The 24,975-nt window shown below is 65.6% G+C and carries 13 protein-coding genes, 2 tRNA genes, 2 rRNA genes and 3 pseudogenes (1 of these 20 running past the window's edge); 15 read left to right on the plus strand and 5 right to left on the minus strand.

Features of this window, described 5'->3' with window-relative positions:
• The 3 genes from QP165_RS11945 to QP165_RS11955 all read left to right on the plus strand — a co-directional run.
• Nucleotides 1–1,212, plus strand: a 23S ribosomal RNA gene (locus QP165_RS11945) (it extends 1,586 nt beyond the left edge of the window).
• A 188-nt stretch (nt 1,213–1,400) separates the two neighbouring features.
• Nucleotides 1,401–1,515, plus strand: a 5S ribosomal RNA gene (gene rrf, locus QP165_RS11950).
• Nucleotides 1,516–1,602: 87 nt separating this feature from the next.
• Nucleotides 1,603–1,679 (plus strand) — tRNA-Met (locus tag QP165_RS11955).
• Between the two features lie 684 nt (nt 1,680–2,363).
• On the opposite strand, the gene QP165_RS11960 is transcribed toward QP165_RS11955, so the two are convergent.
• From QP165_RS11960 to QP165_RS11970, 3 genes are all read right to left on the minus strand, one after another.
• On the minus strand, nt 2,364–5,219 hold the full coding sequence (locus QP165_RS11960) for a TonB-dependent receptor (RefSeq protein ID WP_333995827.1): 2,856 nt from the start codon (nt 5,217–5,219) through the stop codon (nt 2,364–2,366).
• 544 nt (nt 5,220–5,763) lie between these two features.
• The gene (locus tag QP165_RS11965; protein ID WP_354303544.1) at nt 5,764–7,566 is read right to left on the minus strand and encodes an IlvD/Edd family dehydratase; all 1,803 of its coding nucleotides are present in this window, start codon (nt 7,564–7,566) and stop codon (nt 5,764–5,766) included.
• Nucleotides 7,567–7,570: 4 nt separating this feature from the next.
• Nucleotides 7,571–8,710: an aldose epimerase family protein gene (locus tag QP165_RS11970; protein ID WP_333995829.1), complete on the minus strand. Its 1,140-nt coding sequence runs from the start codon at nt 8,708–8,710 to the stop codon at nt 7,571–7,573.
• 231 nt (nt 8,711–8,941) lie between these two features.
• Between QP165_RS11970 and QP165_RS11975 the strand changes: the two genes are divergently transcribed.
• Nucleotides 8,942–10,261: a sugar MFS transporter gene (locus tag QP165_RS11975; protein WP_443019286.1), complete on the plus strand. Its 1,320-nt coding sequence runs from the start codon at nt 8,942–8,944 to the stop codon at nt 10,259–10,261.
• A gap of 37 nt (nt 10,262–10,298) precedes the next feature.
• Here QP165_RS11975 and QP165_RS11980 read toward each other — a convergent pair whose 3' ends face one another.
• Nucleotides 10,299–11,060, minus strand: coding sequence for a FadR/GntR family transcriptional regulator (locus tag QP165_RS11980; protein ID WP_056019541.1), 762 nt, complete (start codon nt 11,058–11,060; stop codon nt 10,299–10,301).
• A 110-nt stretch (nt 11,061–11,170) separates the two neighbouring features.
• Here QP165_RS11980 and QP165_RS11985 point away from each other — a divergent pair.
• From QP165_RS11985 to QP165_RS12010, 6 genes and pseudogenes are all read left to right on the plus strand, one after another.
• Nucleotides 11,171–12,734: pseudogene (locus tag QP165_RS11985) on the plus strand (aldehyde dehydrogenase (NADP(+))).
• Between the two features lie 54 nt (nt 12,735–12,788).
• Nucleotides 12,789–13,781, plus strand: a complete 993-nt coding sequence (araD1, locus tag QP165_RS11990) for an AraD1 family protein (protein WP_333995831.1) — start codon at nt 12,789–12,791, stop codon at nt 13,779–13,781.
• A gap of 2 nt (nt 13,782–13,783) precedes the next feature.
• The gene (locus tag QP165_RS11995) at nt 13,784–14,710 is read left to right on the plus strand and encodes a Gfo/Idh/MocA family protein (protein ID WP_333995832.1); all 927 of its coding nucleotides are present in this window, start codon (nt 13,784–13,786) and stop codon (nt 14,708–14,710) included.
• A gap of 7 nt (nt 14,711–14,717) precedes the next feature.
• On the plus strand, nt 14,718–16,280 hold the full coding sequence (locus QP165_RS12000; protein ID WP_333997017.1) for an alpha-N-arabinofuranosidase: 1,563 nt from the start codon (nt 14,718–14,720) through the stop codon (nt 16,278–16,280).
• A gap of 52 nt (nt 16,281–16,332) precedes the next feature.
• Entirely contained in the window at nt 16,333–17,373 is a 1,041-nt protein-coding gene (locus QP165_RS12005) for an arabinan endo-1,5-alpha-L-arabinosidase (protein ID WP_333995833.1), read from the plus strand.
• Nucleotides 17,373–18,823, plus strand: a pseudogene (locus QP165_RS12010) (family 43 glycosylhydrolase). The gene QP165_RS12005 and the pseudogene QP165_RS12010 overlap by 1 nt, the downstream one beginning before the upstream one ends.
• A 139-nt stretch (nt 18,824–18,962) precedes the next feature.
• Here the strand turns inward: QP165_RS12010 and QP165_RS12015 are convergent.
• A tRNA-Leu gene (locus QP165_RS12015) sits at nt 18,963–19,049 on the minus strand.
• A gap of 102 nt (nt 19,050–19,151) precedes the next feature.
• Here QP165_RS12015 and QP165_RS12020 point away from each other — a divergent pair.
• From QP165_RS12020 to QP165_RS12040, 5 genes and pseudogenes are all read left to right on the plus strand, one after another.
• A complete protein-coding gene (locus tag QP165_RS12020) occupies nt 19,152–20,129 on the plus strand; it encodes a complex I NDUFA9 subunit family protein (RefSeq protein ID WP_333995834.1) in 978 nt (325 codons plus the stop codon).
• Nucleotides 20,130–20,172: 43 nt separating this feature from the next.
• The gene (locus tag QP165_RS12025) at nt 20,173–20,982 is read left to right on the plus strand and encodes an undecaprenyl-diphosphate phosphatase (RefSeq protein ID WP_333995835.1); all 810 of its coding nucleotides are present in this window, start codon (nt 20,173–20,175) and stop codon (nt 20,980–20,982) included.
• 152 nt (nt 20,983–21,134) lie between these two features.
• Nucleotides 21,135–22,577 carry an NAD(P)-dependent oxidoreductase gene (locus QP165_RS12030; protein WP_056019556.1) on the plus strand — a complete coding sequence of 481 codons (1,443 nt, stop codon included), beginning with the start codon at nt 21,135–21,137 and terminating at the stop codon, nt 22,575–22,577.
• A gap of 88 nt (nt 22,578–22,665) precedes the next feature.
• The gene (locus tag QP165_RS12035) at nt 22,666–24,411 is read left to right on the plus strand and encodes a glutamate synthase central domain-containing protein (RefSeq protein WP_333995836.1); all 1,746 of its coding nucleotides are present in this window, start codon (nt 22,666–22,668) and stop codon (nt 24,409–24,411) included.
• A pseudogene (locus QP165_RS12040) lies at nt 24,380–24,868 on the plus strand (glutamate synthase central domain-containing protein); the annotation flags it as partial. The gene QP165_RS12035 and the pseudogene QP165_RS12040, both read left to right, overlap by 32 nt.
• Nucleotides 24,869–24,975: the final 107 nt, after the last annotated feature.

Raw genomic sequence — 24,975 nt, forward strand, 5'->3', positions numbered from 1 at the left:
AGAGAAGTGTCCTGAAGGAACTCGGCAAATTGCCTCCGTACCTTCGGAAGAAGGAGGCCCTCACTATGCGCAAGCACTTTGAGGGGGCACAGGCCAGGGGGTAGCGACTGTTTAGCAAAAACACAGGGCTCTGCTAAGTCGGCTTCAAGACGACGTATAGGGCCTGACGCCTGCCCGGTGCCTGAAGGTTAAGTGGAGGGGTGCAAGCTCTGAAATGAAGCCCAGGTAAACGGCGGCCGTAACTATAACGGTCCTAAGGTAGCGAAATTCCTTGTCGGGTAAGTTCCGACCTGCACGAATGGCGTAACGACTTCCCCACTGTCTCCAGGACATGCTCAGCGAAATTGAATTCTCCGTGAAGATGCGGAGTACCCGCGGTTAGACGGAAAGACCCCGTGCACCTTTACTGCAGCTTCAGAGTGGCATTAGGAAGAAACTGTGTAGCATAGGTGGGAGGCTTTGAAGCATCGGCGCCAGCTGATGTGGAGCCATAGGTGAAATACCACCCTGTTTGTTTCTGATGTCTAACCTCGTTCCGTAAGCCGGAACAGGGACCCTCTGTGGCGGGTAGTTTGACTGGGGCGGTCGCCTCCTAAAGAGTAACGGAGGCGCGCAATGGTGGGCTCAGGACGGTCGGAAACCGTCTGTTAGAGTGCAATGGCATAAGCCCGCCTGACTGCGAGACTGACAAGTCGAGCAGAGACGAAAGTCGGTCATAGTGATCCGGTGGTCCCTCGTGGAAGGGCCATCGCTCAACGGATAAAAGGTACGCCGGGGATAACAGGCTGATAACCCCCAAGAGCTCATATCGACGGGGTTGTTTGGCACCTCGATGTCGGCTCATCACATCCTGGGGCTGGAGCAGGTCCCAAGGGTTTGGCTGTTCGCCAATTAAAGTGGTACGTGAGCTGGGTTCAGAACGTCGCGAGACAGTTTGGTCCCTATCTGCCGTGGGCGTCGAAATTTGAGAGGAGTTGACCCTAGTACGAGAGGACCGGGTTGAACATACCTCTGGTGTACCAGTCGTTCTGCCAAGAGCGCAGCTGGGTAGCTATGTATGGACGGGATAACCGCTGAAAGCATCTAAGCGGGAAGCCTCCCTCGAGATAAGATTTCATAGAGCCGTCGGAGACCACGACGTTGATAGATCGGATGTAGAAGTGCGGTAACGCATGGAGCTAACCGATACTAATTGCTCTATTCGCGCTTGAGAGTCTCACACCATCAATGACAACACTGGGTTCGCCCGGCACGTCAGACGATAGTGCGGATGATTAAGACGACGCCAGATTGCCAATCCCCTCGCCGTCGAGGGATTGGTCGAACACACTACTCCCAAGCACGGTATCGATTTTAAAATCCAGATATTCACGCGCACGCATGTCGCACCGGCTCCATTGCCTGGTGGCTATAGCGTCGGTGTCCCACCCGATCCCATTCCGAACTCGGCCGTGAAACCCGACTGCGCCAATGGTACTATCGCTCAAGCGATGGAAGAGTAGGTCGTCGCCAGGCATTGAAGCCCGTGCGACATGCAAGCACACAATATCAAAACCCATTCACAACGTCTTCTACACACCCAACGTCCGCACTGCGGACCGTCGCGGGGTGGAGCAGCCCGGTAGCTCGTCAGGCTCATAACCTGAAGGTCACAGGTTCAAATCCTGTCCCCGCAACCAAATTCCACAACTCGACATCACGCCGCCCTTACGGGCGGCGTTGTCGTTTGTAGCGCACGCCAGCACATCCGCGACCATTGCACGACGTCGCCGTCTGGATCAGCATTACCGTCTGGATAGATCGTCAAGCGCTCGATGAGCATCGACAGGGTTTCCGCAGCTTTGCCGCGGACCGTCTCCGCGACGCTGTCTCGCGCAAGCAACTGAGCTTCTCCTCCAACAGCGGCAGCGCCAGATGTGGTAGAATGATGGGTGTCGAGATTGCCCTGATATCCGTTCTAGGGCGGCCGTCTCAGCTTGGCGTTTCGCGGCAAGGTTGCCGATCTTGCAGCCTGCGAGGGCCAAGCGATCGAGGCAGTTGCATTCGCAGCATGTCGTGCCCGTCCGCCGCGCCACATCACGCCTGACCTGATCGGCGAGCAGCCGGACATTGTCGCTGGTCAAGGACTGAGGCTGTCGGGTCGTGAGGGGCGCCGTGTCGGCCAAGCCGCTCCGGTGCGAGATCGTGTATAAACACGTGGCGCGCCCCCTCACGCCTGTTCAGCAGGCATCGAGTTCTTGAGGTCGAGAACGTCTATCGCCGGTGAACGGCGGGCAGCGCGTTGGTTGAAGAGCGACCCCGGGGTGCGGGCGCGCGAAGGTGGACGATGATCGACATCATCGTCCACCCTATGATGGACAGCGTTAGAAGCGGAACCGTACGCCGAGCGAGTAGGTGCGCTCGAGATAGAAGATCTGCCGCGCGAACTGATCGCCCGCGTCGTTGAAGTCGCGGTACCGACGGATCGGATTCCCGAGCAGGTTGACGATGTCGAAGGCCAGCGTGACGTTGGGGATCGGCGTCACCGTCGTGGAGAAATCAAGCTGGCCGCGGCCCTTCTCGATCACGCCGCCCGTGCGCTGTGCGCCGTTGGCGTCGAGGTCGAGCGGCTCTTGGCTGTAATATTGCACGAAGTCCGAGCGGAAATTATACGCGAGGCGTGCCGAGAAGAATGGCCGCTCGTAGAGTCCGATGAGGTTGTAGGTCCATTTCGACACGCCGTTGAACCGCTGTTGCTGGCCCGCGACATTGGGTGACGTTGCCAGCGTCGAGGCCAGGTCGCCGCGGGAATCGACATAGGTGCCGTTTGCCTGAAGCCCGAACCCCTTTGCCCAATCGGGCAGCCCGTCGATATCGAGGAAGCTCGCAAAGCCCACCTCGACGCCCTGGAACCGCGTGGCGCCCGTATTCTCGGGCTGCGTATAGCGGACGCGGCCATAGACGGGGTCGGTGGTGAACACCGTCGTGTTCGAGATGAAGCCCTGCGCGTCACGCCGGAAGATCGCGCCTGTGAGCGACCCGGTGCGCGAGAAATACCATTCGAGGCTGGCATCGTAGTTGTTCGAGGTCAGCGGCGACAGGTTCGGATTCCCCGCGGTGATGGTGCGGACGTTGCTGTTGGGATCGTTCGGGTTCGGCGGGTTATTCGGGTCGATCGTCGGCGGAGACCCGACCGTCAGCGCGGGGTTGAGATCGAAGAAGTTGGGCCGCGTCCGCGTCTGCGTGTACGCAAGCCGCAGCTGCAGTTCGTCCGTCGCGGCGACGCGCGCGCTGACGTTAGGAAGATAGTCGGTATATTCGTTCTTCGCGGTGATCGGCGTGATCAGGAAATTGCCGGGCGTCTGTTCGTCGCGCAGGAAGCCGCTGATCGTGTTCTTGGTCCGGACCGCGCGTACACCGACGACGCCGTCGACGACGACCGTGCCGATGTCGAAGCCGTATTTGACCTGCGCATAGGCAGCCAGGGCCTTCTCGTTCGCACGGAAATTCTCTGACGGATTGAACTCGGGGCGACCTGCCGGGGCACCGTAGAAGGTCCGCAGCGCCGCGAGATTGCCGCGAATACTGTTCGACGGGATCGCGGCGAACGTGTGGATCGGGAAGGTGTTGTTATAGCCGAACCCGGCCAGCGTGCTCTCCGTCGAAACCGGCAAGGCGGTGATCGGCTGCTGTGCGGGCAGCGTGAAGATATACGGGGCGCCGCGATCGCGATTGGCATCGCGGTCGTTGTAGCGGACGCCGAACTGGAAGCGCTTGAGCAGACCGCCGTCGAAGTCATACTGGACGTCGACACGCGACTGGATATCCTTGCCGCCGACCTTCAGATATTCCTGAAAGAAGCCGCGGCTGATGTAATTCGCCGGGTCGGTCAGGTTGAAATTGGCGAAATCGAAGGTCGGGCCGCCGTCGGTGCCCGGCGATTCGAAGACGACGTTGCGCACCGGAGAACTGCGGAACGTATAGTCGATATTGACGAGGTCGAAGGTATAGGTGCTGTCGGTATAGGCGACATCGCCCGAGATCTGGAGATTGTCGCGTTTCCAGATCGCGCCGCCGCCGGCCTGATAGGTGTTGGTCTCGCCGTTCGCGGACCCGTAATATCCGTCAGGCGCATTGGCGCCGGTGACCGTGGCGCTCTGCGCGATGTTCGAGGCGCCCGCGCGCGTCGCGAGGTTGGTGAGCGTGAACTCGGGGCCACCGAAGATAGGCACGAACATGAACCGGTTCAGATCGCGCCCGCGATACCCCTGGAAGAGACCGTCGGCATAGATTTCGAGTTCGGGTGTCGGTTTCCACTGGAAGGCCGCATTCGCCGACGGGCGCCAGCGTCGCCCATAGCCGAGGAACAGCGACTGCGCGTCGGGATAGCGCACGCCACCGGTCGTGCCGGGTGCATTCGCCGCATTCGTCGTGCCGACGACAAGCGACTGTTCACGCAGCGAGTCGAGGAAGTTTATCCCGACATAGGAGGCATTCACGAGCAACCCCATCTCGCCGATCCCGGTATCCCAGCGATCGCTGACGAGCAGGTTGCCGTTCCACGAGAGCTTTCCCGATTGCTGCCAGTTCACGCCGTTGAGCGAGCCCGAGAGTTCGAACCCGTTGAAGTCGAACGGACGCCGGCCGCGAACGTTGACCTGCCCGCCGATGCCGCCTTCGATCAGGTTCGCGGTGCCCGACTTGTACACCTCGAGCGCGGCGACCGTGCCCGCGGGAAAGTCCTGGATCTGGACGAATCGCCCTTCGGCGGTGAAGATCTCGCGTCCATTATAGGTCGTGCTGAGATCGGGCAGGCCGCGGACCGTGACGCCTGCCGACTCGCCGCCGCCGCGCGAGACCTGGACGCCCGACACGCGCGCCAGCGCCGACGAGGCGAACGTATCGGGCAGCTTGCCGATATCTTCGGCGACGACCGCATCGACGATGCCGTCGGAGTTGCGCTTGATCGCCTGCGCCGATTGGAGGCTGCGACGAAGGCCTGTCACGATGATCTCGCCGCTGTCCTCGGCCGGGCTTTCCTGGATCGATGGCTGGGGTGCTGCGGGGTTCGCGCTACGGTCCGACGCGGTGGTCGGCTTGGGAAGATCCTGCCCTTTGCCCGCCGCGGGCGTCTTCGAGGACTGCGCCGGTGTCGCCTCGGTGGTCTGGGCAAAGGCCGGCGTGACGGTGGCAAGCGCCAAGACGCCTGCGGATGCGCAAAGCAGTGCTTTCGCGGTCATAAATCTCTCCCTGACGTCGCAGCTTCCCCGTGCGACTTGCGAATCGCGATAGTATGATCCGATTGCGCTCGCAACAGTTTTTGTCGGACAAGAGGCTCGAGGTCTTGATCGTCTGTCAGTGCCGTATCCGCGGGAGGAGCGGCCGTGCTGAAATCGCTTAGAGCAGCCGACTGTCTGCACGTTTACCGTTGCAGATCGCGCGGTTCGGACGAGATACGACATTTCCGGAGATGATCAGGCATGCGCGGCGTGCTCAGGCTGGGCGTTGATCTGGCAGGCAGCAACGGCCACAAACGAGGTTATCACTCCGACAACGCGCATTGAGACGGCCACGCCTTTCCCCGCACGAATCCGTAGCGGCGGACGCGCGCGATCCGTTCGTTCTGAACGGCCGACCATTATTAATGTGCGCGGTGTTCGGGCGGGAGCCGGCCGCGGCTCCGCGGCCTATCATGCAGGCGAGACGGGCATGGTCGCCAGGGTCTGTCGCGTGCAAATGCGCCCCGCATCGCGCGTTGAACGGCGATGCAGGGCGCTGGTCGGATCAGTGATTATCGCGGGGCAGCCCCATGGTCTGGGCGATGCGCTGATATTTCTCCGCGCCTTCGAGAATGGCGCCGGTTTCCATCTGGCCGACGGTGGCGCGCTGGATTTCCTGCCACGGCGTCTGCGACCGCGGGAAGGCGTAGCCACCGGCGGCGGTCAGCGTTCGCCGGCGTTCGGCAAGCTCCTCGTCACCGATCAATACGTTGGCCGTCCCCTTGCCGAGATCGATCCGGACGCGGTCGCCGGTTCGGATCAGCGCGAGGCCACCCATCGCCGCGGCCTCCGGGCTCGCGTTGAGGATCGAGGGCGAACCCGACGTCCCCGACTGGCGACCGTCGCCAATGCACGGGAGCGCATGCACCCCTTCGCGGATCAGATAGGCAGGCGGGCGCATGTTGACGACTTCGGCAGCGCCCGGATAGCCGATCGGCCCCGCGCCACGCATGAACAGCAGCGTGTCGGTCGTGATCCCGAGCGAGGGATCGTCGATCCGGTGGTGATAATCCTCGGGGCCGTCGAACACGACCGCGGGCCCCTCGAACGCCTCGGGATCGTCCGGATTGCTGAGATAGCGGTCGCGGAATTCGGGGCTGATCACGCTGGTCTTCATGATCGCGCTGTCGAACAGGTTGCCGCGGAGCACGATGAAGCCGGCATCCTCGAGCAGCGGGGTCGCGAACGGGCGGATGACGCGCTCGTCCTCGATCGTCGCATCGCGGCAATTGTCGCCCATCGTGCGGCCGTTCGCGGTGATCGCGTCCTCGTGGATCAGCCCCTGTTTCATCAGTTCGGCCACGACCGCGGGGACGCCGCCCGCGTGATAATAATCCTCGCCGAGATATTCGCCGGCCGGCTGGAGATTGACCATCAGCGGCACCTTGTGACCATGCGTCTGCCAGTCGTCGATCGGCAGGTCGACGCCGATATGCCGCGCGATCGCGGCGAGGTGGATCGGCGCGTTGGTCGATCCGCCGATCGCCGAATTGACGACGATCGCGTTGTGGAACGCCTCCTTGGTCAGGATGTCCGACGGCTTCAGATCCTCGGCGACCATGTCGACGATACGCTTGCCGGTCTTGTACGCGACCTCCTGGCGGTCGCGGTAGGGCGCGGGGATCGCGGCCGAGCCGGGCAGCTGCATGCCGAGCGCCTCGGCAAGGCTGTTCATCGTCGTCGCGGTACCCATCGTGTTGCAATAGCCGGTCGACGGTGCCGACGAGGCGACGAGCTTGATGAAGCCCTCATCGTCGATCGCGCCGGTCGCGAGCAGCTCGCGCGCCTTCCACACGATCGTGCCCGAGCCGGTCCGCTCGCCCTTGTGCCAGCCGTTGAGCATCGGCCCGACCGACAGCGCGATCGCCGGGATGTTGACGGTCGCCGCCGCCATCAGGCAGGCGGGCGTGGTCTTGTCGCAGCCGATCGTCAGCACGACGCCGTCGAGCGGATAGCCGTAGAGTACCTCGACCAGCGCCAGATAGGCGAGGTTGCGGTCGAGCCCGGCGGTCGGTCGCTTGCCGGTTTCCTGGATCGGGTGGACCGGGAATTCGAGCGCGATGCCGCCCGCCTCGCGGATGCCCTCGCGCAGCCGTTCGGCGAGCACGAGATGGTGGCGGTTGCAGGGCGAGAGGTCGCTGCCGGTCTGTGCGATCCCGATGATCGGCTTGCCCGAGCGCAACTCCTCGAGGCTCAGGCCGAAGTTCAGATAGCGCTCGAGATAGAGCGCGGTCATGTCGATGTTTTCGGGATTGTCGAACCAGGCGCGGCTGCGCAGCTTGGGGGAAGGGCTCACTGGATGCTCCATTGGATTAGCGCGAGACCGAAACGCGGTAGATCATGCGGTGGTGATAGGGTTTGCCCGGATCGACCCGGGCCGAGCCGAACGCCGGCTGGTTGGGGGTATCGGGGAATTTCTGTGGTTCGAGCGCGAGCCCGTCGCCCATCCGGTAGATGTGACCCGACTTGCCGACAAGCGAGCCGTCGATGAAATTGCCGGAGTAGAACTGGACGCCGGGTTCGGTCGTCAGGACCTCGAGGACGCGGCCCGATGCCGGATCCTCGACGCGTGCGGCAAGGCCTGGCTCGGTCGTCACGCCCTTGTCGAGCACGAAATTATGATCCCAGCCATGACCGACGACGATCTGCGGATCGCGGCCATCGCGGATCCCGTCCGAGAGCAGGCGGCCGCGCGTGAAATCGAAGACCGTACCCGCGACGGGCTTGCGTTCGCCGGTCGGGATCAGCGTGGCGTTGACGGGGGTATAGCGACGCGCGGGGATCGTCAGGCGCTGTGCGTAGATCCCGGTGGTGGAGCCTTCGCCGGCGAGATCGAACAGCGCGTGGTTGGTCATGTTGACGATCGTCGGCGCGTCGGTGGTCGCGTCGAAATCGATCGTTAGCGAACCCTTGTCGTCGAGCGAATAGGTGACCTTGACGCCGAGCGTGCCCGGATAGCCCTGATCGCCCGCTGCGCTGGTGAGCGTCATCACGACCTGCGCCTGCGCGCCGCTCTTGACCGACGCGATCGTCCAGACCCGCTTGTCGAACCCGATCGTTCCGCCGTGCAGGCTGTTGGTCTTGTCGTTGAGCGGGACCTGATACGTCTTGCCGTCGATCGCGAAACGTCCCCCCGCGATCCGGTTGGCGTAGCGACCGATCGTCTGACCCCAGTAATTGGGAGCGGTGACGTAGCTCGCCGCGTCGTCATAGCCGAGCGTGATGTCGGCGACGCGTCCCGCGCGATCGGGCGCATTGAGCGACTGGAGCGTCGCACCCAGCGTCATGATCCGGGCGCTTACGCCGTTTGTACCCGTCAGCGTGACCGCCTCGATCGCGGTGCCATCGGGAAGCGTGCCAAACGCCGCGCGCTTGGCCTCGGCCGCGTCTGCGGTCTGCGCCGACAGCGCGCCGAGCAGTGCCGCGGCAACGATACCGGAGTGACGGAGCACATGGCTCGACCGTCTCGCATCACTGTTACCGCTACCTGCCGTATCGCTGCCGATGATGACACTGTCCCTGATTCCGATTGTGCGCATCCCAGTTCCCGTCCTTAATAGCCCGACGCCGTTGACGCGCCTTGGATCGCTATATAGTCGGACAAGACAATTTGGGGCAAGCCTTGCCGGAAAAGACTGCTGAACAGTCGCCGGCCCGGCATTGAGGATGAGATGATTATGGCGATGCCGATACAGACGTACGAAGCGGTCGGGTCCGGACCCGCCTCTGCGGTACCCGGGGGCAGTCCCGGCTATCGCTCGGCATTGACTCTCCTGGCCAGCCTGTTCTTCATGTGGGGCTTCATCACGGTCATCAACAACACGTTGCTGCCGCATCTGCGCAGCGTGTTCGACCTCAGCTATACGCAGACGACGCTGATCGAAAGCGTGTGGTTCATCGCCTATTTCTTCGCGTCGATCCCGTCGGCCAAGCTGATCGAGCGCGTTGGGTACCAGCGCGCGATGGTGTTCGGGCTCGGGCTGATGGCGGTCGGCGCGTTGATGATGGTGCCCGCCGCGCGTCTGCCGTCCTACGGCGTCACGCTCGTCGCGCTGTTCGTGATCGCCAGCGGGATCACGCTGCTTCAGGTCGCGGCGAACCCGTATGTCGCGGTAGTCGGCCCGCCCGAGACCGCGTCGTCGCGACTGAACCTGGTCCAGGCGTTCAATTCGGCGGGTGCGACGCTCGCGCCGTTGTTCGGCGGGTACCTCATCCTCGGCCGGTCGACGTCCGGCACCGCCGCCGCCGGTTCGACTGCGGTTCTGACGCCGGCCGAGCGGCTCGCCGATGCGCAGTCGGTGGTGTTGCCGTATCTGATCGTCGCAGCCGTGCTGATCGTGCTCGCGGTCGTCATCGCGCGGTACCCGCTTCCCGCGATGGGCGCATCGACGCAGCGCTCGGCGAAGGCGGAACGCAAGGGGCTCTCGCTCTGGTCGCACCGCAACCTCGTGCTCGGCATCCCGGCGATCTTCATCTACCTGATCGCCGAAATCGGTGTCGCCAACCTGTTCATTAACTTCGTCAGCCAGCCGCAGATCGGCAATCTCACGCACGAACAGGCGTCGCATTACCTGTTCATCCTGTGGGGCGGCATGATGATCGGTCGCCTCGTCGGAAGCTATGTCATGCGGACGATCCCGGCCGAGCGCGTCCTCGCTGTTGCCAGCATCGGCGCGTTCGTCGTGATGCTGATCGCGACGTTCACGACGGGGCATGTCGCGATGTGGGCACTGATTTCGGTGGGGCTGTTCCACTCGATCATGTTCCCGACGATCTTCACGCTCGGGATCAAGGGGCTCGGCCCGCTGACGGAAGAGGGGTCGGGGTTGCTGATCATGGCGATCGCCGGTGGCGCGCTGGTGATCGTGCAGGGCTGGCTTGCCGACCGCTACGGGCTGCAGGCGTCGTTCCTGCTGACCGCGGCGTGCGAACTCTACATCCTGTTCTATGCGGTATGGGGATCGAGGGTCACCGATCCGTTGCCCGACCAGCAGATCGTCTGACGACGGTCGAAACGTCGATGATGATGTCGATGGAGCGTCAGGGCTCCATCGACAATTGCGTATCCTCCAGCGCCAGATCGACGAGCGTACGCATCGCGTCGCTGGCGCCGACGGCATCGCCCGCCGCGATCGCATCATAGACCCGCGCGTGATCGGGGATCGGGTTGCGCGGCAACGCGCGTCCGCGCTGTTTGAACTGCGTGGTCCAGCTGACCGCCGCACCGATGCTTGCGCTCAGCACGATCAGCGCATCGCTGCGTGTCGCATGCAGGATCGCATCGTGGAAATTGCGATCCGCTGCGCGTCCGGCCTCGGTCGCCAGCGTGTGTCGCCGCATCGCGGCCAAGGCCTCCTTCATCGTCTTGAGGTCCGACCGGTCGCATCGCTGCGCCGCGAAGGCGGCGGCGGCGGGTTCGACGATGCCGCGCAATTCGAACAGGCTGCGGACGAACGCGACATCGGGCTCCCCCGCAAACGCCCAGGCGAGCACGTCGGGGTCGAGCAGGTTCCACCGGCTGCGCGGCAGGACGCGCGTGCCGATCTTGGGCCGGCTTTCCACCAGCCCCTTCGCGGTCAGGACCTGCACCGCCTCGCGGTACGCGCTCCGCGAAACGTCGAGTGTCTTCGAAAACTCGACCTCGCCCGACAGCGTATCGCCCGGCGCATATTCCCCCGACAATATCGCGGTGCCGAGCTTGTGCGCGACGGCCCCGTGCAGCCGCCGCCCGGTGCCGCGTGGCGGGCGAAGCGACGTGGCATCGACGCCGTCCTCATATTCTACATCGTCGATTTTCGTCATGCATCCTGCTCCATGACACCCGATTACCAGCCCGGCTCGAGATCAAGGAACGACAAAGATTGCAAAAGCTTTGGCGCGCTTATATGTCCGAGTATAAGGGAGGGCCGCTGATGTCCGAAACGCATGAAAACGCCACTATCGTCGAAGCCGGCCACGCCGAGCGCTTCCATTCGATCGACGCCGCGACCGGTACCGCGACGGGCGACGCCTTCGCGGTCCACGGCGCTGCCGATGTCGCGGCGGCGTGCAGCGCCGCGGAAGCGGCGTTCGACGCGTACCGCGCGACCGGCAACGACGCGCGTGCCGATTTCCTTGAGCGGATCGGCGCGGAGATCGCGGCGCTGGGCGACGACCTGATCGTCACGGCGATGCGCGAAAGCGGCCTGCCGCGCGCGCGGCTGGAAGGCGAGCGCGGTCGCACCATCGGGCAGCTGAAGCTGTTCGCGGGCGTCGTCCGCCGCGGTGGCTGGATGGGGCTGCGGATCGATCCCGCGCTCCCCGATCGCGCGCCGCTGCCGCGCCCCGATCTGCGGTTGCGGATGATCCCGCTGGGCCCCGTCGCGGTGTTCGGTGCGAGCAACTTTCCGCTCGCGTTCTCGACCGCGGGGGCGACACCGCGTCGGCGCTCGCCGCCGGATGCCCGGTGGTGGTGAAGGGCCATCCCGCGCATCCCGCGACCGGCGCGATGGTCGCGGGCGCGATCGAGGCCGCGGTCGTCGCCTGTGGATTGCCGAAGGGCGTGTTCTCGCACCTCGTCGGCCCCGGCAATGATCTCGGCAGTGCGCTGGTCGCGGATCCCCGTATCGCCGCGGTCGGCTTCACCGGATCGCGCGCGGGGGGCTGGCGCTCGTCAAGCTGGCGCAGGCCCGCGAGATCCCGATCCCGGTCTATGCCGAGATGTCCAGCATCAACCCGGTCGTGCTCCTCCCCGAGGCGCTGAAGGCGCGGGGCGCGGCGCTCGGCACGGCATTCGTCGGGTCGCTGACGATGGGCGCGGGGCAGTTCTGCACCAACCCCGGTCTCGTCCTCGCGGTCGAGGGCGAGGGGCTCGACGCCTTCGTGTCCGCTGCGGCGACCGCGCTGCCCGAGGCACCCGCTGCGACCATGCTCACCGGCGGGATCCATGCCGCGTACGAGCAGGGCGTCGCCGCGCTCGCGCGCCATGATGCGGTGAACGAGATTGCACGCGGCCAGGTCGGTGAAGGCGTCGCCCAGGGACAGGCGGCGTTTTTCGAGACGACCGCGGCACGCTTCCTTGCCGACAAGGCGCTTGGCCATGAAGTGTTCGGTGCGTCGTCGCTGCTCGTGCGGTGCGCGAACGAGGACGAGCTCCACGCCGTCCTGCGCGCCGCGGAGGGGCAGCTGACCGCGACGATCCAGATGGATGCGGGCGATGCCGAGATGGCGTCGCGGCTGATCCCGCTGCTCGAACGCAAGGCCGGGCGGATCCTCGCAAATGGCTGGCCGACCGGTGTCGAGGTTGCGCATGCGATGGTGCATGGCGGGCCGTTCCCGGCGACGTCCGACGGCCGCACGACCTCGGTCGGCAGCCTGGCGATCGACCGGTTCCTGCGGCCGGTGTCGTACCAGAACCTGATGCCCGAGCTTCTGCCGGCGGTGTTGCGCGACGGCACCGACGCACCGCGGCTGATCGACGGCGTTCCCGCCAACTGACGAGACTATCTGGGGGCGAACCGGAACCAGCGGCGCCCCGCTTAGGAGAGACATATGACTTTGCGCCTGTTGCAGCATATTGGCGTCGACGGCACGCGATCGGTGATCGCCGCCACCGATGAGGGGGCGGCGTTCGTCACCGGGGTCGACAGCGTCCGCGATCTGGCCGGGCGGGCGATTGCCGACGGCAGCGACCTCGCCACCGCCGTCGCGGCGTGCGGAACGGGTGCCAGCGTCGATATCGCCGCAGAACTCGCTGCCGGCCGCCTGACCTCGCCGATCGATCATGTCGACCCGGCGCATCTCGTCATGACCGGCACCGGCCTCACGCATCTCGGCTCTGCCGAGGGGCGCGACAAGATGCACCGCGCCGCGGCGGATGCCGAGACGCAGACCGATTCGATGCGGATGTTCCTCGAGGGCGTCGAGGGCGGCAAGCCGGGCGAGGGCGAGCGCGGGCAGCAGCCCGAATGGTTCTACAAGGGTGACGGCTCGGGCCTCGTCGCACCCGGCGGATCGCTGACGATGCCCGCCTTTGCGCAGGACGGCGGCGAGGAGCCCGAGCTTGCGGGCATCTACCTGATCGGCCCGGACGGCACGCCGTTCCGGCTCGGCCTGTGTCTCGCCAACGAGTTCAGCGACCACGTCACCGAGCGGCACAATTATTTGTGGCTCGCGCATTCGAAGCTGCGTCAGGCGTCGCTTGGCCCCGAATTGCTGGTAGGCACGCCGCCGGAGCATATCGAGGGTGCGAGCCGGATCCACCGCGACGGCGCGCTGCTGTGGGAAAAGCCGTTCCTGTCGGGCGAGGCGAACATGTCGCACAGCATCGCCAACCTCGAGGCGCATCATTTCAAATATGACCTGTTCCGGCGTCCGGGCGATATCCATGTCCATTTCTTCGGCACCGCGACGCTGTCGTTCGCCGACGGCGTGACGACGCGCGAAGGCGACGTCTTCGAGATCGAGGCCGCGCCCTTCACGCTGCCGCTGCGCAACACGCTGACCAGGGCCGCGTCGCAGCCCGTCGTCGTCAAGGCGCTGTGAGGATGGATCCGATCCGCATCGCCGTCGTCGGCATGGGCAAGATCGCGCGCGACCAGCATCTGCCGTCGATCGCGCGCAACGCCGATTTCACGCTCGTCGCCAGCGTCAGCCCGCGCGATCCGGGCGTCGAAGACATCGCCAACTTCAAGTCGCTCGAGACGCTGCTGGCGGATGGTCCGTCGATCGACGCGATCGCGCTCTGCACGCCGCCGCAGGTCCGCTACGAGCTCGCGGCGATGGCGCTCGACAAGGGCGTGCACGTCTTTCTCGAAAAACCGCCCGGGGCGACGCTCGCCGAGGTCGATGCGCTGGAGGCGCACGCTGCCGGAGCGGGAGCGACGGTGTTCGCGGGCTGGCATTCGCGGTTTGCCGCGGGCGTCGCGCCCGCCAAGGCGTGGCTGGCCGACCGCAGGATCGAGCGCGTGTCGATCGTCTGGCGCGAGGACGTCCGCGTCTGGCATCCGGGGCAGGCCTGGATCTGGGAGCCGGGCGGGCTCGGCGTGTTCGATCCCGGCATCAACGCGCTGTCGATCGCGACCGAAATCCTGCCGCAGCCGTTCTTCCTGACGTCGGCCACGCTGTCGACGCCGGCGAACCGCGCCGCACCGATCGCGGCCGATCTGATGTTCCGCAGCAATGCCGGCACGCCGATCAGCATGGATCTTGATTGGCGCCAGACGGGCCCGCAAAGCTGGGACATCGTCGTCGAGACCGATGCAGGGACGCTCAGCCTCGCCAAGGGCGGCGCCGTCCTGACGCTGCCGACCGGTACGGTTCATAACGACGACGAGGAATATCCCGGCCTCTACGCCCGCTTCGCGTCGCTGATCCGCGATCGCCGCAGCGAGGTCGACACGACCCCGTTCACACTCGTCGCCGACGCGTTCCTGCGCGGCACACGCCAATCGGTGGAGGCTTTCGATGATTGAGGTAAAGATGACGCGCACGTTGAAACGCCTGGCCGCCGCGATGTTGCTGTCGACCGCGGGGGTCGGCGCAGCGCAGACCGAGGCGCCGACGACGCCCGCCGCAACGGTGACCGTCCATGGCGACACGCCCGGCGCGACCTATGACCGGCGCATTTTCACGCAGTTCGCCGAGCATCTGGGCACCGGCATCTATGGCGGGCTGTGGGTCGGCGAGAAGTCGAAGATCCCCAATGTCCGCGGCTTCCGTACCGACGTCGTCTCCGCATTGCGCGGGATCGGCGTGCCCGTCGTGCGCTGGCCGGGCGGCTGCTTCGCGGACGAATATCACTGGCGCGAAGGCATTGGCCCCAAGGCCAAGCGCCCGGTCAAGATCAACACGCACTGGGGCGGCGTCACCGAGCCCAACACGGTCGGCACGCACGAGTTCATGGACCTTGCCGGACAGCTCGGCGCGGAGCCCTATATCGCGGGCAATGTCGGCAACGGCACGCCGCAGGAGATGGCGGAGTGGGTCGAATACATGACCTCGCCCTCGGGGACGCTCGCCGACGAGCGTGCGAAGAACGGCCACAAGGCGCCGTGGGCTGTGCCCTATTTCGGCGTCGGCAACGAGCTGTGGGGCTGTGGCGGCAACATGCGGCCCGAATATGCCGCGGACCTGACGCGGCGCTACGCAACCTTCATCAAGGCGCCCAAGGACACGCGCGTGATGAAGATCGCGAGCGGCGCGAACGTCGATGACTATCACTGGACCGAGACGATGGCGCGCGAGCTGGTCGGCAAGGTCGATGCGCTGTCGCTGCATTACTACACCGTCCCCGGCGGCTGGCCGCCGCGCGCGTCGGCGACCGTGTTCGACGAACGCGGCTGGGCCGAGACGCTGTCCGAGACGCTTAGGATGGACGAGCTGATCACCAAGCATGCGGCGATCATGGACAAGGTCGATCCGAAGAAGACGATGTGGCTCGCGGTCGATGAATGGGGCACGTGGTATGCCGGTGATCCGGGGACGAACCCGGGCTTCCTGCGCCAGCAGAACACGCTGCGCGATGCGATGGTCACCGCGATCAACCTCAACATCTTCGCCAAGCATGCGGACCGCGTGAAGATGACCGCGATCGCGCAGATGGTGAACGTGCTGCAGGCGATGATCCTGACCGACGGCGCCAAGATGGTGCTGACGCCGACCTATCACGTGTTCGCGATGTACAAGCCGTACATGGACGGCACCGTCCTGCCGATCGACATCAAGTCGCGCTGGTACAACAAGGACCAGTGGACGATGCCATCGGTCAGCGCGTCGGCGGTGCGTGGCAAGGACGGCGTGGTGCGGATCGCGCTCGCCAATCTCGATCCGAACAGGCCGACCAGCGTCTCCGCCGCACTGCCTGGCGTGACGGCGCAGGGCGTCACCGGACAGGTGCTGACCGCGTCGACGATGACCGCGCTGAACACCTTCGACACGCCCAACGCCGTTGCCCCGGCCGCGTTCAACGGCGCGCGCCTGAACGGCGGGACGCTGGCGGTGACGTTGCCGCCAATGTCGGTGGTGATGCTCGAACTGAAATGACCGTGACGCCCGCCGGAGCAACCGGCGGGCGCACAGACCGGGAGAGAGGACGATGGCCGCACCACGATGGGCGACCGGAATGATCGCGTTGGTGCTGACGCTGACGGGCAGCGTGGGCGCGCAGACGACCGATGCGCCGTCGCGCGGTGCGCTCAACGCAAGCCTGACAGGGGACACCGCACCGGTCCACGATCCGGTGATGATCCGCGCAGGGTCTACCTATTATGTCTACGGCACGGGGCTCGACGGCCAGATGCTGAGCGCGCGCACGTCGCCCGACCTGGTCCACTGGACCGCGGGAACGCCGCCGCTCGCACGGCTGCCCGACTGGGCGACGCGGGCGGTGCCGGGCACGAAGGGGATGTGGGCCCCCGATATCTCGCGCGCGGCGGACGGGCGGTACCGGCTCTATTATTCGGTCTCCACCTTCGGTTCGAACCGTTCGGCAATCGGGCTGGCGACGAGCCCGACGCTCGACCCCAGGGCGCCGGGCTATGGCTGGCGCGACGAGGGGCTGGTGGTGATGTCGACCGCCAAGGACGATTTCAACGCGATCGATCCCAACCACGTCGTCGATGCCGAGGGACGCGAATGGTTGTCGCTCGGCAGCTTCTGGACCGGGATCAAGCTGTTTGCGCTGAACCCCAGGACCGGCAAGCTGCTCGATCCGGCAGCCAAACCCCATGCGATCGCCCGACGCCCCGCGCCCGCGGGTGGCCCCGCGCCGGTCGAGGCGCCGTTCATCATCGGCCATGGCGGGTATTACTGGCTGCTCGCGAGCTACGACTATTGCTGCAAGGGCACGAACAGCACCTATTACACCGTCGTCGGTCGCTCGAAGGCGATCACCGGCCCGTATCTCGGCAAGGACGGCAGCGCGATGATGAACGGCGGCGGGACGATCTTCCTGCGGGCCGATCTCCAGGAGCAGCAACGCTTCCGCGGCCCCGGGCATCCCGGCGTGATGCATGACACCGACGGCAAGGATTACGTCGTCTATCACGCGTACGACCGGACGAAGAATGGCGCGCCGACGTTGCGGATCGCCCCCATCACCTGGGGCGCCGATGGCTGGCCCGTGGCGGAGTATTGATGATGATCGACCTGACACGCCGCCTGTTTCTCGCCGGTGCCGGTGCCGGCGCGGCTTCGGTGAGCGGCGCGATCGCGCGACTGCCCGGTGCGGGACCCGCCGCGATTCCCGTTCCCGTCAATCCGGTCGTCCGCCAGCGCGCGGACGCACAGGTGTTCCGGCACACCGACGGCTATTATTACATGACGGGATCGGTCCCGGAATATGACCGGCTCGTTCTGCGACGGTCGCGAACGCTGGCCGGGCTGACCACCGCACGCGAGCAGGTCCTGTGGCGGCATCTTGCGAGCGGCCCCTTGTCAGGGTTCATCTGGGCACCCGAACTGCACCGGATCGACGGCCGCTGGATCGTGTATTTCGCGGCCGGACCGAGCGGCGGCGGCGAGGACGTGTTCCGGATCCGCAGTTATGCACTCGTCGCCGACGGGCCCGATCCGATGACGGCGCGCTGGTCGCTGCTGGGGCAGCTCAAGACACCGTGGGACAGCTTCACGCTCGATTCGACCTCGTTCGTGCACCGCGGCACGCGCTATCTGTGCTGGGCCCAGAAGGAGCCCGGGATCGACACGAACAGCAACCTGTATCTCGCCCCGCTCGCCACGCCGATCACGCTCGCCAGTCCGCCGGTACGGATCGCGGTGCCGACGCTCGACTGGGAGATCCAGGGCTACAAGGTCGCCGAGGCGCCCGCGCTGCTGGCGCGTAACGGCAGGCTGTTCATCACCTATTCGGCAAGCGCGACCGACGCGCGATACTGTCTCGGCCTGCTGACCGCGGATGCGAATGCGGACATCATGAACGCGCGGTCCTGGACGAAGTCGCCCGAGCCCGTCTTCGTGTCGTCATCGACGACGGGGTGTACGGGCCCGGCCACAACAGCTTCACCGTCGACGAGCAGGGCCGCGACGTGCTGGTGTATCACGGGCGCGATTATGCGGCGATCAAGGGCGACCCGCTGTTCGATCCGAACCGGCATACGCGGATGCAGCGTCTCTATTACAAACCCGACGGCACCCCCGATTTCGGCATTCCCGTCGGCAATGGGCCGGTACCCGACCGATTCTCGCCCGTCAGCGACAAGCGCGCGTTCCTGCGCCACGACGGCGCACGCGTATCGATCGGGCGCGGGGATATCCCCTCCAGCCAGTTCCGGCAGGTGCCGGGGCTTGCAGGATCCGGGAGCATCTCGCTCGTGCCGATCGATGCGCCCGATCACTATCTCGTCGCGCAGGCGGATGGACGGATCGGGGTTGCGGCAAGGACCGAGGGCAGCGCCTTTGCGGCCAGTGCAAGCTTCGTCCTGCGGCCTGGGCTGGCGGGAGCAGCGGGCGTCACGCTCGCCGCGTTCGGCAAAGCAGGCATGGTCGTACGCCGGACTGGCGACACGTTGTCCCTCGGCGCGGTGACACGCGCATCCGACCTCGCGTCGGCAACTTTTCTGATACGCTAGAGAACTCGGCGCGCGATTACCCCTGGCATACACCGGGTGATCGCGCGGCCTTGCGGTTGGCGCGATAGCTGGTCGACCGGGTTGTCTCGGGAGGGTCCATAAGCGACCGTTTACACTGTAAACGTCGCTTATCGGAAACTGGTGCCCGGAAGAGGACTCGAACCTCCACGACCTTGCGATCGCCAGCACCTGAAGCTGGTGCGTCTACCAATTCCGCCATCCGGGCACGGGGTAGGAGGGCGCCTCTAGTGGAGGGTCGCAATGCTTGTCAACAACCCTCTTGCTGGGGCAAAGGGCGCGAAGGCAAAAGATATTGGACAGACGTGCGATGAACGACAAGCTGGTAACGCTGATCGGGGGCGGAGGGTTCGTCGGTCGCTATGTGGCGCAGGCGCTGCTCGCGGCTGGTGCGCGCGTCCGCATCGCGCAACGCGACCCGCGGCAGGCTTTCTTTCTCAAGCCGCTGGGAGGGCTCGGCCAGACGCAGTTCGTCGGCGCCGACGTCACCAAGCCCGAGACGATCGCGCACGCGATTCACGGCTCCGACGCGGTGGTGAACCTTGTCGGTGTCCTGTCCGGTGATTTCCAGCGGGTCCAGGCGCTCGGCGCGCAGACCGTCGCGAGGGCCGCGGCTAAGGCCGGGGTCGAGGCACTCGTCCATGTCTCCGCGATCGGTGCGGATCCAGCGTCGGCATCGGCGTACGGCAAGTCCAAGGGGCAGGGCGAGGCGGCGGTGCTCGATGCGTTTCCGCGTGCGACCATCTTGCGGCCGTCGATCGTCTTCGGCCAGGAAGACCAGTTCGTGAACCGCTTTGCCGGCATGATCGCCAAGGCGCCGGTCGTGCCCGTGTTGCGCGCCCCCGCGAAGTTCCAGCCGGTGTTCGTGGGCAATGTCGCGGACGCCGTCGTCGCCGCGGTGACGTCGCCTGCGCGCTTTGCCGGCCAAACGCTCGAGCTCGGCGGGCCGGACGTCGTTACGATGGGCGAGCTGATCCGCTGGATCGCCAAGACGATCGGTCGCAATCCGTCGATCGTCGAGCTGCCCGACTTCGCCGGCGCTTTGATCGCCAAGGCCGGCTTCCTGCCGGGTGCGCCGATCACCAAGGACCAGTGGACGATGCTGCAGAGCGACAATGTCGTCACCGGGATCGATGGCCTCGCGGCGATGGGGATCGAGCCGACGCCGATGTCGAGCGTTGCCCCGGGCTGGCTCGTGCGCTTCCGCAAGGCCGGCCGTTTCGGACGCAGGGCCGCGACGCGCGCCGAGATCCATGCCACGAGCGATTTCGATACCGGCGCGGCCTGATCGCCGTCGTTCGTCCTGATACACCGCGCTGCGGGAGCCCTGCTTGACCGAACTTCTTACCGTCATCCTCCTCGGCATCGTCGAGGGGATCACCGAATTCCTGCCCGTGTCCTCGACCGGGCATCTCATCCTCGCGACCCGCCTGCTGGGCTATGATGCCGGCCGGTGGGAGGTGTTCAACGTCGTGATCCAGCTCGGCGCGATCCTCGCGATCGTCGTGCTGTACTGGCGAACCTTCTGGGCGGTCGCGATGGGGCTGGTGAAGGGCGAGCCGAAATCCTGGCTGTTCCTGCGCAACCTCGTCGTCGCGTTCATCCCCGCCGCAGTGATCGGCCTCGCGCTCCATCACTATATCGAGGCGCTGCTCGGCAACGCCGAGGTCGTGGCGATCGCGCTCGTCATCGGCGGCTTCGCCATCCTGGCGGTCGAGCGGTTCGCGCCGCGCAGCGACATCAGCGGCGTCGCGGATATCCCGTTGCGGACGGTCGTCGGGATCGGCTTTCTCCAGTGCCTCGCGATGATCCCGGGCGTCAGCCGGTCGGGCGCGACGATTCTCGGCGCGCTCGCGCTCGGGGTCGAGCGGCGCACCGCGGCCGAGTTCAGCTTTTTCCTCGCGATCCCGACGATGCTGGGTGCCAGTGCGCTCGAACTGCTCAAGAACCGCGAGGCGCTGACGAGTGGCGCGGGCGTCGGGCTGTTCGCGATCGCCATCGGTGCGATCGTGTCGTTCGTCGTCGCGCTGCTCGTTGTGAAGTGGTTCGTCGGGATCGTCACCAAGCATGGGTTCGTGCCCTTCGCCTGGTATCGCATCGTGGCGGGGTCCGCCGCGCTGATCTGGCTCCTGACCAAATAGGTCCGATCTGGATATTAAAAGATCAATTCTCTTCGTGGCAAAACCACACACCTGGAATTAGATCGAAAAGCGCGACAGCACTACTGTCTAATATGCTGATTCACCGGTGACAAACTCCGGCTGGCGCAATATTGCGGCAGCCGGAGGCGCGCATGGCGAACGATTCAATGTTGAAATTTGTCGGACGGGAGCAATCCTATCCGGTCAAGCGTACGGCGGTTGAGCGCGCGGACGATTTCAAGGAAATCGCGCAGCGTTATGCGGTCGAGCCCGCCGAGGACCAGGCCGGGCGGTGCTCGCAGTGCGGCGTGCCCTATTGTTCGGTGCATTGTCCGCTCCACAACCATATTCCCGACTGGCTGCGGCTGACGGCCGAAGGGCGCTTGCGAGAGGCGTATGAACTCAGCAACGCGACCTCGACGATGCCGGAGATCTGCGGGCGCATCTGTCCGCAGGACCGGCTGTGCGAGGGCAATTGCGTGATCGAGTTTACCGGGCACGGCGCGGTGACGATCGGCGCGGTCGAGAAATTCATCACCGATACCGCGTGGGAAGAGGGCTGGGTCGAACCGCTCGTGCCGGGATCCGCGCGGGGCCAGTCGGTCGGTGTGATCGGCGCAGGTCCGGCAGGGCTTACCGCGGCGGAATATCTGCGCGGGCATGGGTACGACGTTCACGTCTACGACCGCTATGACCGCGCCGGCGGGCTGCTCACCTACGGGATTCCGGGGTTCAAGCTCGAAAAGCCGATCGTGATGCGACGTATCGACCGGCTGAAGGCGGCGGGCATCGTGTTCCACGCCGGTTTTGCCGTCGGGGACGATGCAAGCCTCGACGAACTGCGGTCCCGGCACGATGCGATCCTGATCGCGACGGGCGTCTACAAGGCACGCGCGATGGACTTGCCCGGTGGCGGGTCGCGCGGCGTGGTGGCGGCGCTCGATTTCCTCGTCGCGTCGAACCGCAAGGGCTTCGGCGATGCGGTGCCCGCGTTCGACGACGGCAGCCTGAATGCCGAGGGCAAGAACGTCGTGGTGATCGGCGGCGGCGATACGGCGATGGACTGCGTCCGAACCGCGATCCGTCAGGGCGCGACGTCGGTGAAGTGCCTGTATCGCCGCGACCGCGCGAACATGCCCGGATCGCAGCGCGAAGTCGCGAATGCCGAGGAGGAGGGCGTGGAGTTCGTCTGGCTATCGGGTCCGCAGAGCTTCGACGGGGGCGATGCGGTGTCCGGCGTGACGGTCCGCAAGATGCGGCTCGGCGCGCCCGACGCCAGCGGTCGACGCACGCCTGAACCCGATCCGGCGGGCGATTATGCCGTCGATGCCGATCTGGTGATCAAGGCGCTCGGCTTCGACGCGGAGGACCTGCCGACGCTGTTCGCAACGCCCGAACTGGGTGTCAGCCGCTGGGGCACCGTGCTGGTCGACGGCAAGACGCTGATGACGAGCCTCGACGGCGTGTTCGCGGCGGGCGACATCGTCCGCGGTGCAAGTCTGGTCGTGTGGGCGATCCGCGACGGCCGCGACGTTGCCGCAACGATGCACAAATATCTGAAAGCAAAGGCCGCGAGCGCCAGGGTCGCGGCCTGATTGACCGGCGGGCCGTGGCGCTGGCGGCCGTCAGCCTGCCATCGCCGATGTGGCACAGCGCCACGCTCGAGCAGAAGAAGAAGTGACGATGACCGATTTCACCACCGATCAACGCGCCCGTCTCGCCGAAGAGGGCATGTACCGTCCCGACTATGAGGGCGATGCCTGCGGCGTCGGGCTCGTCGCCGCCACCGATGGCCGCGCGTCGCGGCGCGTCGTGCAGTCGGCGGTCGATGCGCTGAAGGCGGTGTGGCACCGCGGCGCGGTCGATGCCGACGGCAAGACCGGCGATGGCGCGGGGTTGCATATCGACCTGCCGCTGCGCTTCTTCGACGATGCGGTCGCGGCGTCGGGGCACAAGGTGCGCCCGAACCGGCTCGCGGTCGGCATGATCTTCCTGCCGCGGACCGATCTGGGCGCGCAGGAGGATTGCCGGACGATCGTCGAGAGCGCGATCATCGAGGCGGGCTATACCATCTATGGTTGGCGCCAGGTGCCCGTCGACGTGTCGGTGATCGGCCAGAAGGCGCAGGCGACGCGTCCCGAGATCGAGCAGATCATGATCGCCGGGCCGCTGCCCGACGAGCAGGACGCCGCCGAGTTCGAAAAGACGCTGTACCTGGTCCGCCGGCGGATCGAGAAGCGCGTGATCGCGGCGCAGATCCAGGGCTTCTACATCTGTTCGCTGTCGTGCCGGTCGATCATCTACAAGGGGCTGTTCCTCGCCGAATCGCTGTCGGTCTTCTATCCCGATCTGTGCGACCAGCGCTTCGAAAGCCGCGTCGCGATCTTCCACCAGCGCTATTCGACCAACACCTTTCCGCAATGGTGGCTGGCGCAGCCGTTCCGCTGCCTCGCGCATAACGGCGAGATCAACACGATCCGCGGCAACAAGAACTGGATGCTGTCCCACGAAATCCGGATGGCGAGCCTCGCGTTCGGCGACAATTCGGAGGACATCAAGCCGGTGATCCCGGCGGGCGCGTCCGATACCGCCGCGCTCGACGCGGTGTTCGAGGCGATCTGTCGCTCGGGGCGCGATGCGCCGACCGCCAAGCTGATGCTCGTGCCCGAGGCCGCGGCCCCCGACATGCCGCCTGAGCACCGCGCGATGTACCAGTATCTCGCCTCCGTGATGGAGCCATGGGACGGCCCCGCCGCGCTGGCGATGACCGATGGCCGCTGGGCAGTCGCGGGGATGGACCGCAACGCGCTGCGTCCGCTGCGCTATACGCTGACCTCCGATGGCCTGCTGATCGTCGGGTCGGAGAGCGGGATGGTCGTCGTTCCCGAATCGACGATCGTCGCCAAGGGCCGCCTGGGTCCGGGCGAGATGATCGCGGTCGACCTCGACGAGGGCGTGCTGTTGCAGGATCGCGCGGTCAAGGATCGTATCTCGGGCGAGGCGGATTACGCCGCGATGATCGGCGAGTTCCACACGCTCGCTGACCTCCCCTCGGTCGAGGACGCGATCGTGCGCTACGACCGCGCCGAGCTCGCACGCCGTCAGATCGCCGCGGGGCAGACGATGGAGGACATGGAGCTGATCCTGTCGCCGATGGTCGAATCCGCCAAGGAAGCGATCGGATCGATGGGCGACGACACGCCGCTCGCGGTGATCTCTGACAAGCCGCGCCTCATCAGCCAGTTCTTCCGCCAGAATTTCAGTCAGGTGACCAACCCGCCGATCGATCCGTTGCGCGAGCGGCACGTGATGTCGCTCAAGACTCGATTCGGCAATCTCGCCAATATCCTCGACGTGCGCGACCAGCGCGAGCGCGTGCTCGTGCTCGATCTCGCCGGTGCTGACGGGCGAGCATTGGTCGCGGCTTAAGGCGCATTTCGGCAGCGCGGTCGCCGAGATCGACTGCACGTTCGAAGTCGGCGGCGGCCCCGAGAAGCTGCGCGCAGCGATCCAGCGGATCCGCAACGAGGCCGAACAGGCGGTGCGGCAGGGCAAGAGCGAGATCTTCCTCACCGACGAGGCGATCAGCGAAGACCGCGTCGGCATCGCCGGCGTGCTCGCGGTCGCCGCCGTCCACACGCATCTCGTCCGTCGTGGCCTGCGCTCCTATGCGTCGATCAACGTGCGGACCGCCGAATGCCTCGACACGCATTATTATGCGGTGCTGATCGGCGTCGGTGCGACGACCGTGAACGCGTATCTCGCCGAGGCCGCGATCGTCGATCGCCAGTCGCGCGGGCTGTTCGGCGACCTTGACCTCGCCGAATGCCTGCGTCGCCACCGCGTCGCGGTCGAGGAGGGGCTGCTCAAGATCATGTCGAAGATGGGCATCGCGGTGATCTCGTCCTACCGCGGCGGCTACAACTTCGAAGCGGTCGGCTTGTCGCGCAGCCTGGTGAACGACCTGTTCCCCGGCATGCCCGCCAAGATCAG

This window comes from Sphingomonas sp. 22R3R2A-7 (assembly GCF_036856055.1).
GTDB lineage: Bacteria > Pseudomonadota > Alphaproteobacteria > Sphingomonadales > Sphingomonadaceae > Sphingomonas.

Coding starts and splice junctions, on each gene's coding strand:
- QP165_RS12035 (WP_333995836.1), top strand. CDS start 22,666: ATGACCGATTTCACCACCGATCAACGCGCCCGTCTCGCCGAAGAGGGC.
- QP165_RS12000 (WP_333997017.1), top strand. CDS start 14,718: ATGACGCGCACGTTGAAACGCCTGGCCGCCGCGATGTTGCTGTCGACC.
- QP165_RS11980 (WP_056019541.1), bottom strand. CDS start 11,060: ATGACGAAAATCGACGATGTAGAATATGAGGACGGCGTCGATGCCACG.
- QP165_RS12030 (WP_056019556.1), top strand. CDS start 21,135: ATGGCGAACGATTCAATGTTGAAATTTGTCGGACGGGAGCAATCCTAT.
- QP165_RS12005 (WP_333995833.1), top strand. CDS start 16,333: ATGGCCGCACCACGATGGGCGACCGGAATGATCGCGTTGGTGCTGACG.
- QP165_RS12020 (WP_333995834.1), top strand. CDS start 19,152: ATGAACGACAAGCTGGTAACGCTGATCGGGGGCGGAGGGTTCGTCGGT.
- araD1 (WP_333995831.1), top strand. CDS start 12,789: ATGACTTTGCGCCTGTTGCAGCATATTGGCGTCGACGGCACGCGATCG.
- QP165_RS11995 (WP_333995832.1), top strand. CDS start 13,784: ATGGATCCGATCCGCATCGCCGTCGTCGGCATGGGCAAGATCGCGCGC.
- QP165_RS11975 (WP_443019286.1), top strand. CDS start 8,942: ATGCCGATACAGACGTACGAAGCGGTCGGGTCCGGACCCGCCTCTGCG.
- QP165_RS11965 (WP_354303544.1), bottom strand. CDS start 7,566: ATGGAGCATCCAGTGAGCCCTTCCCCCAAGCTGCGCAGCCGCGCCTGG.
- QP165_RS11960 (WP_333995827.1), bottom strand. CDS start 5,219: ATGACCGCGAAAGCACTGCTTTGCGCATCCGCAGGCGTCTTGGCGCTT.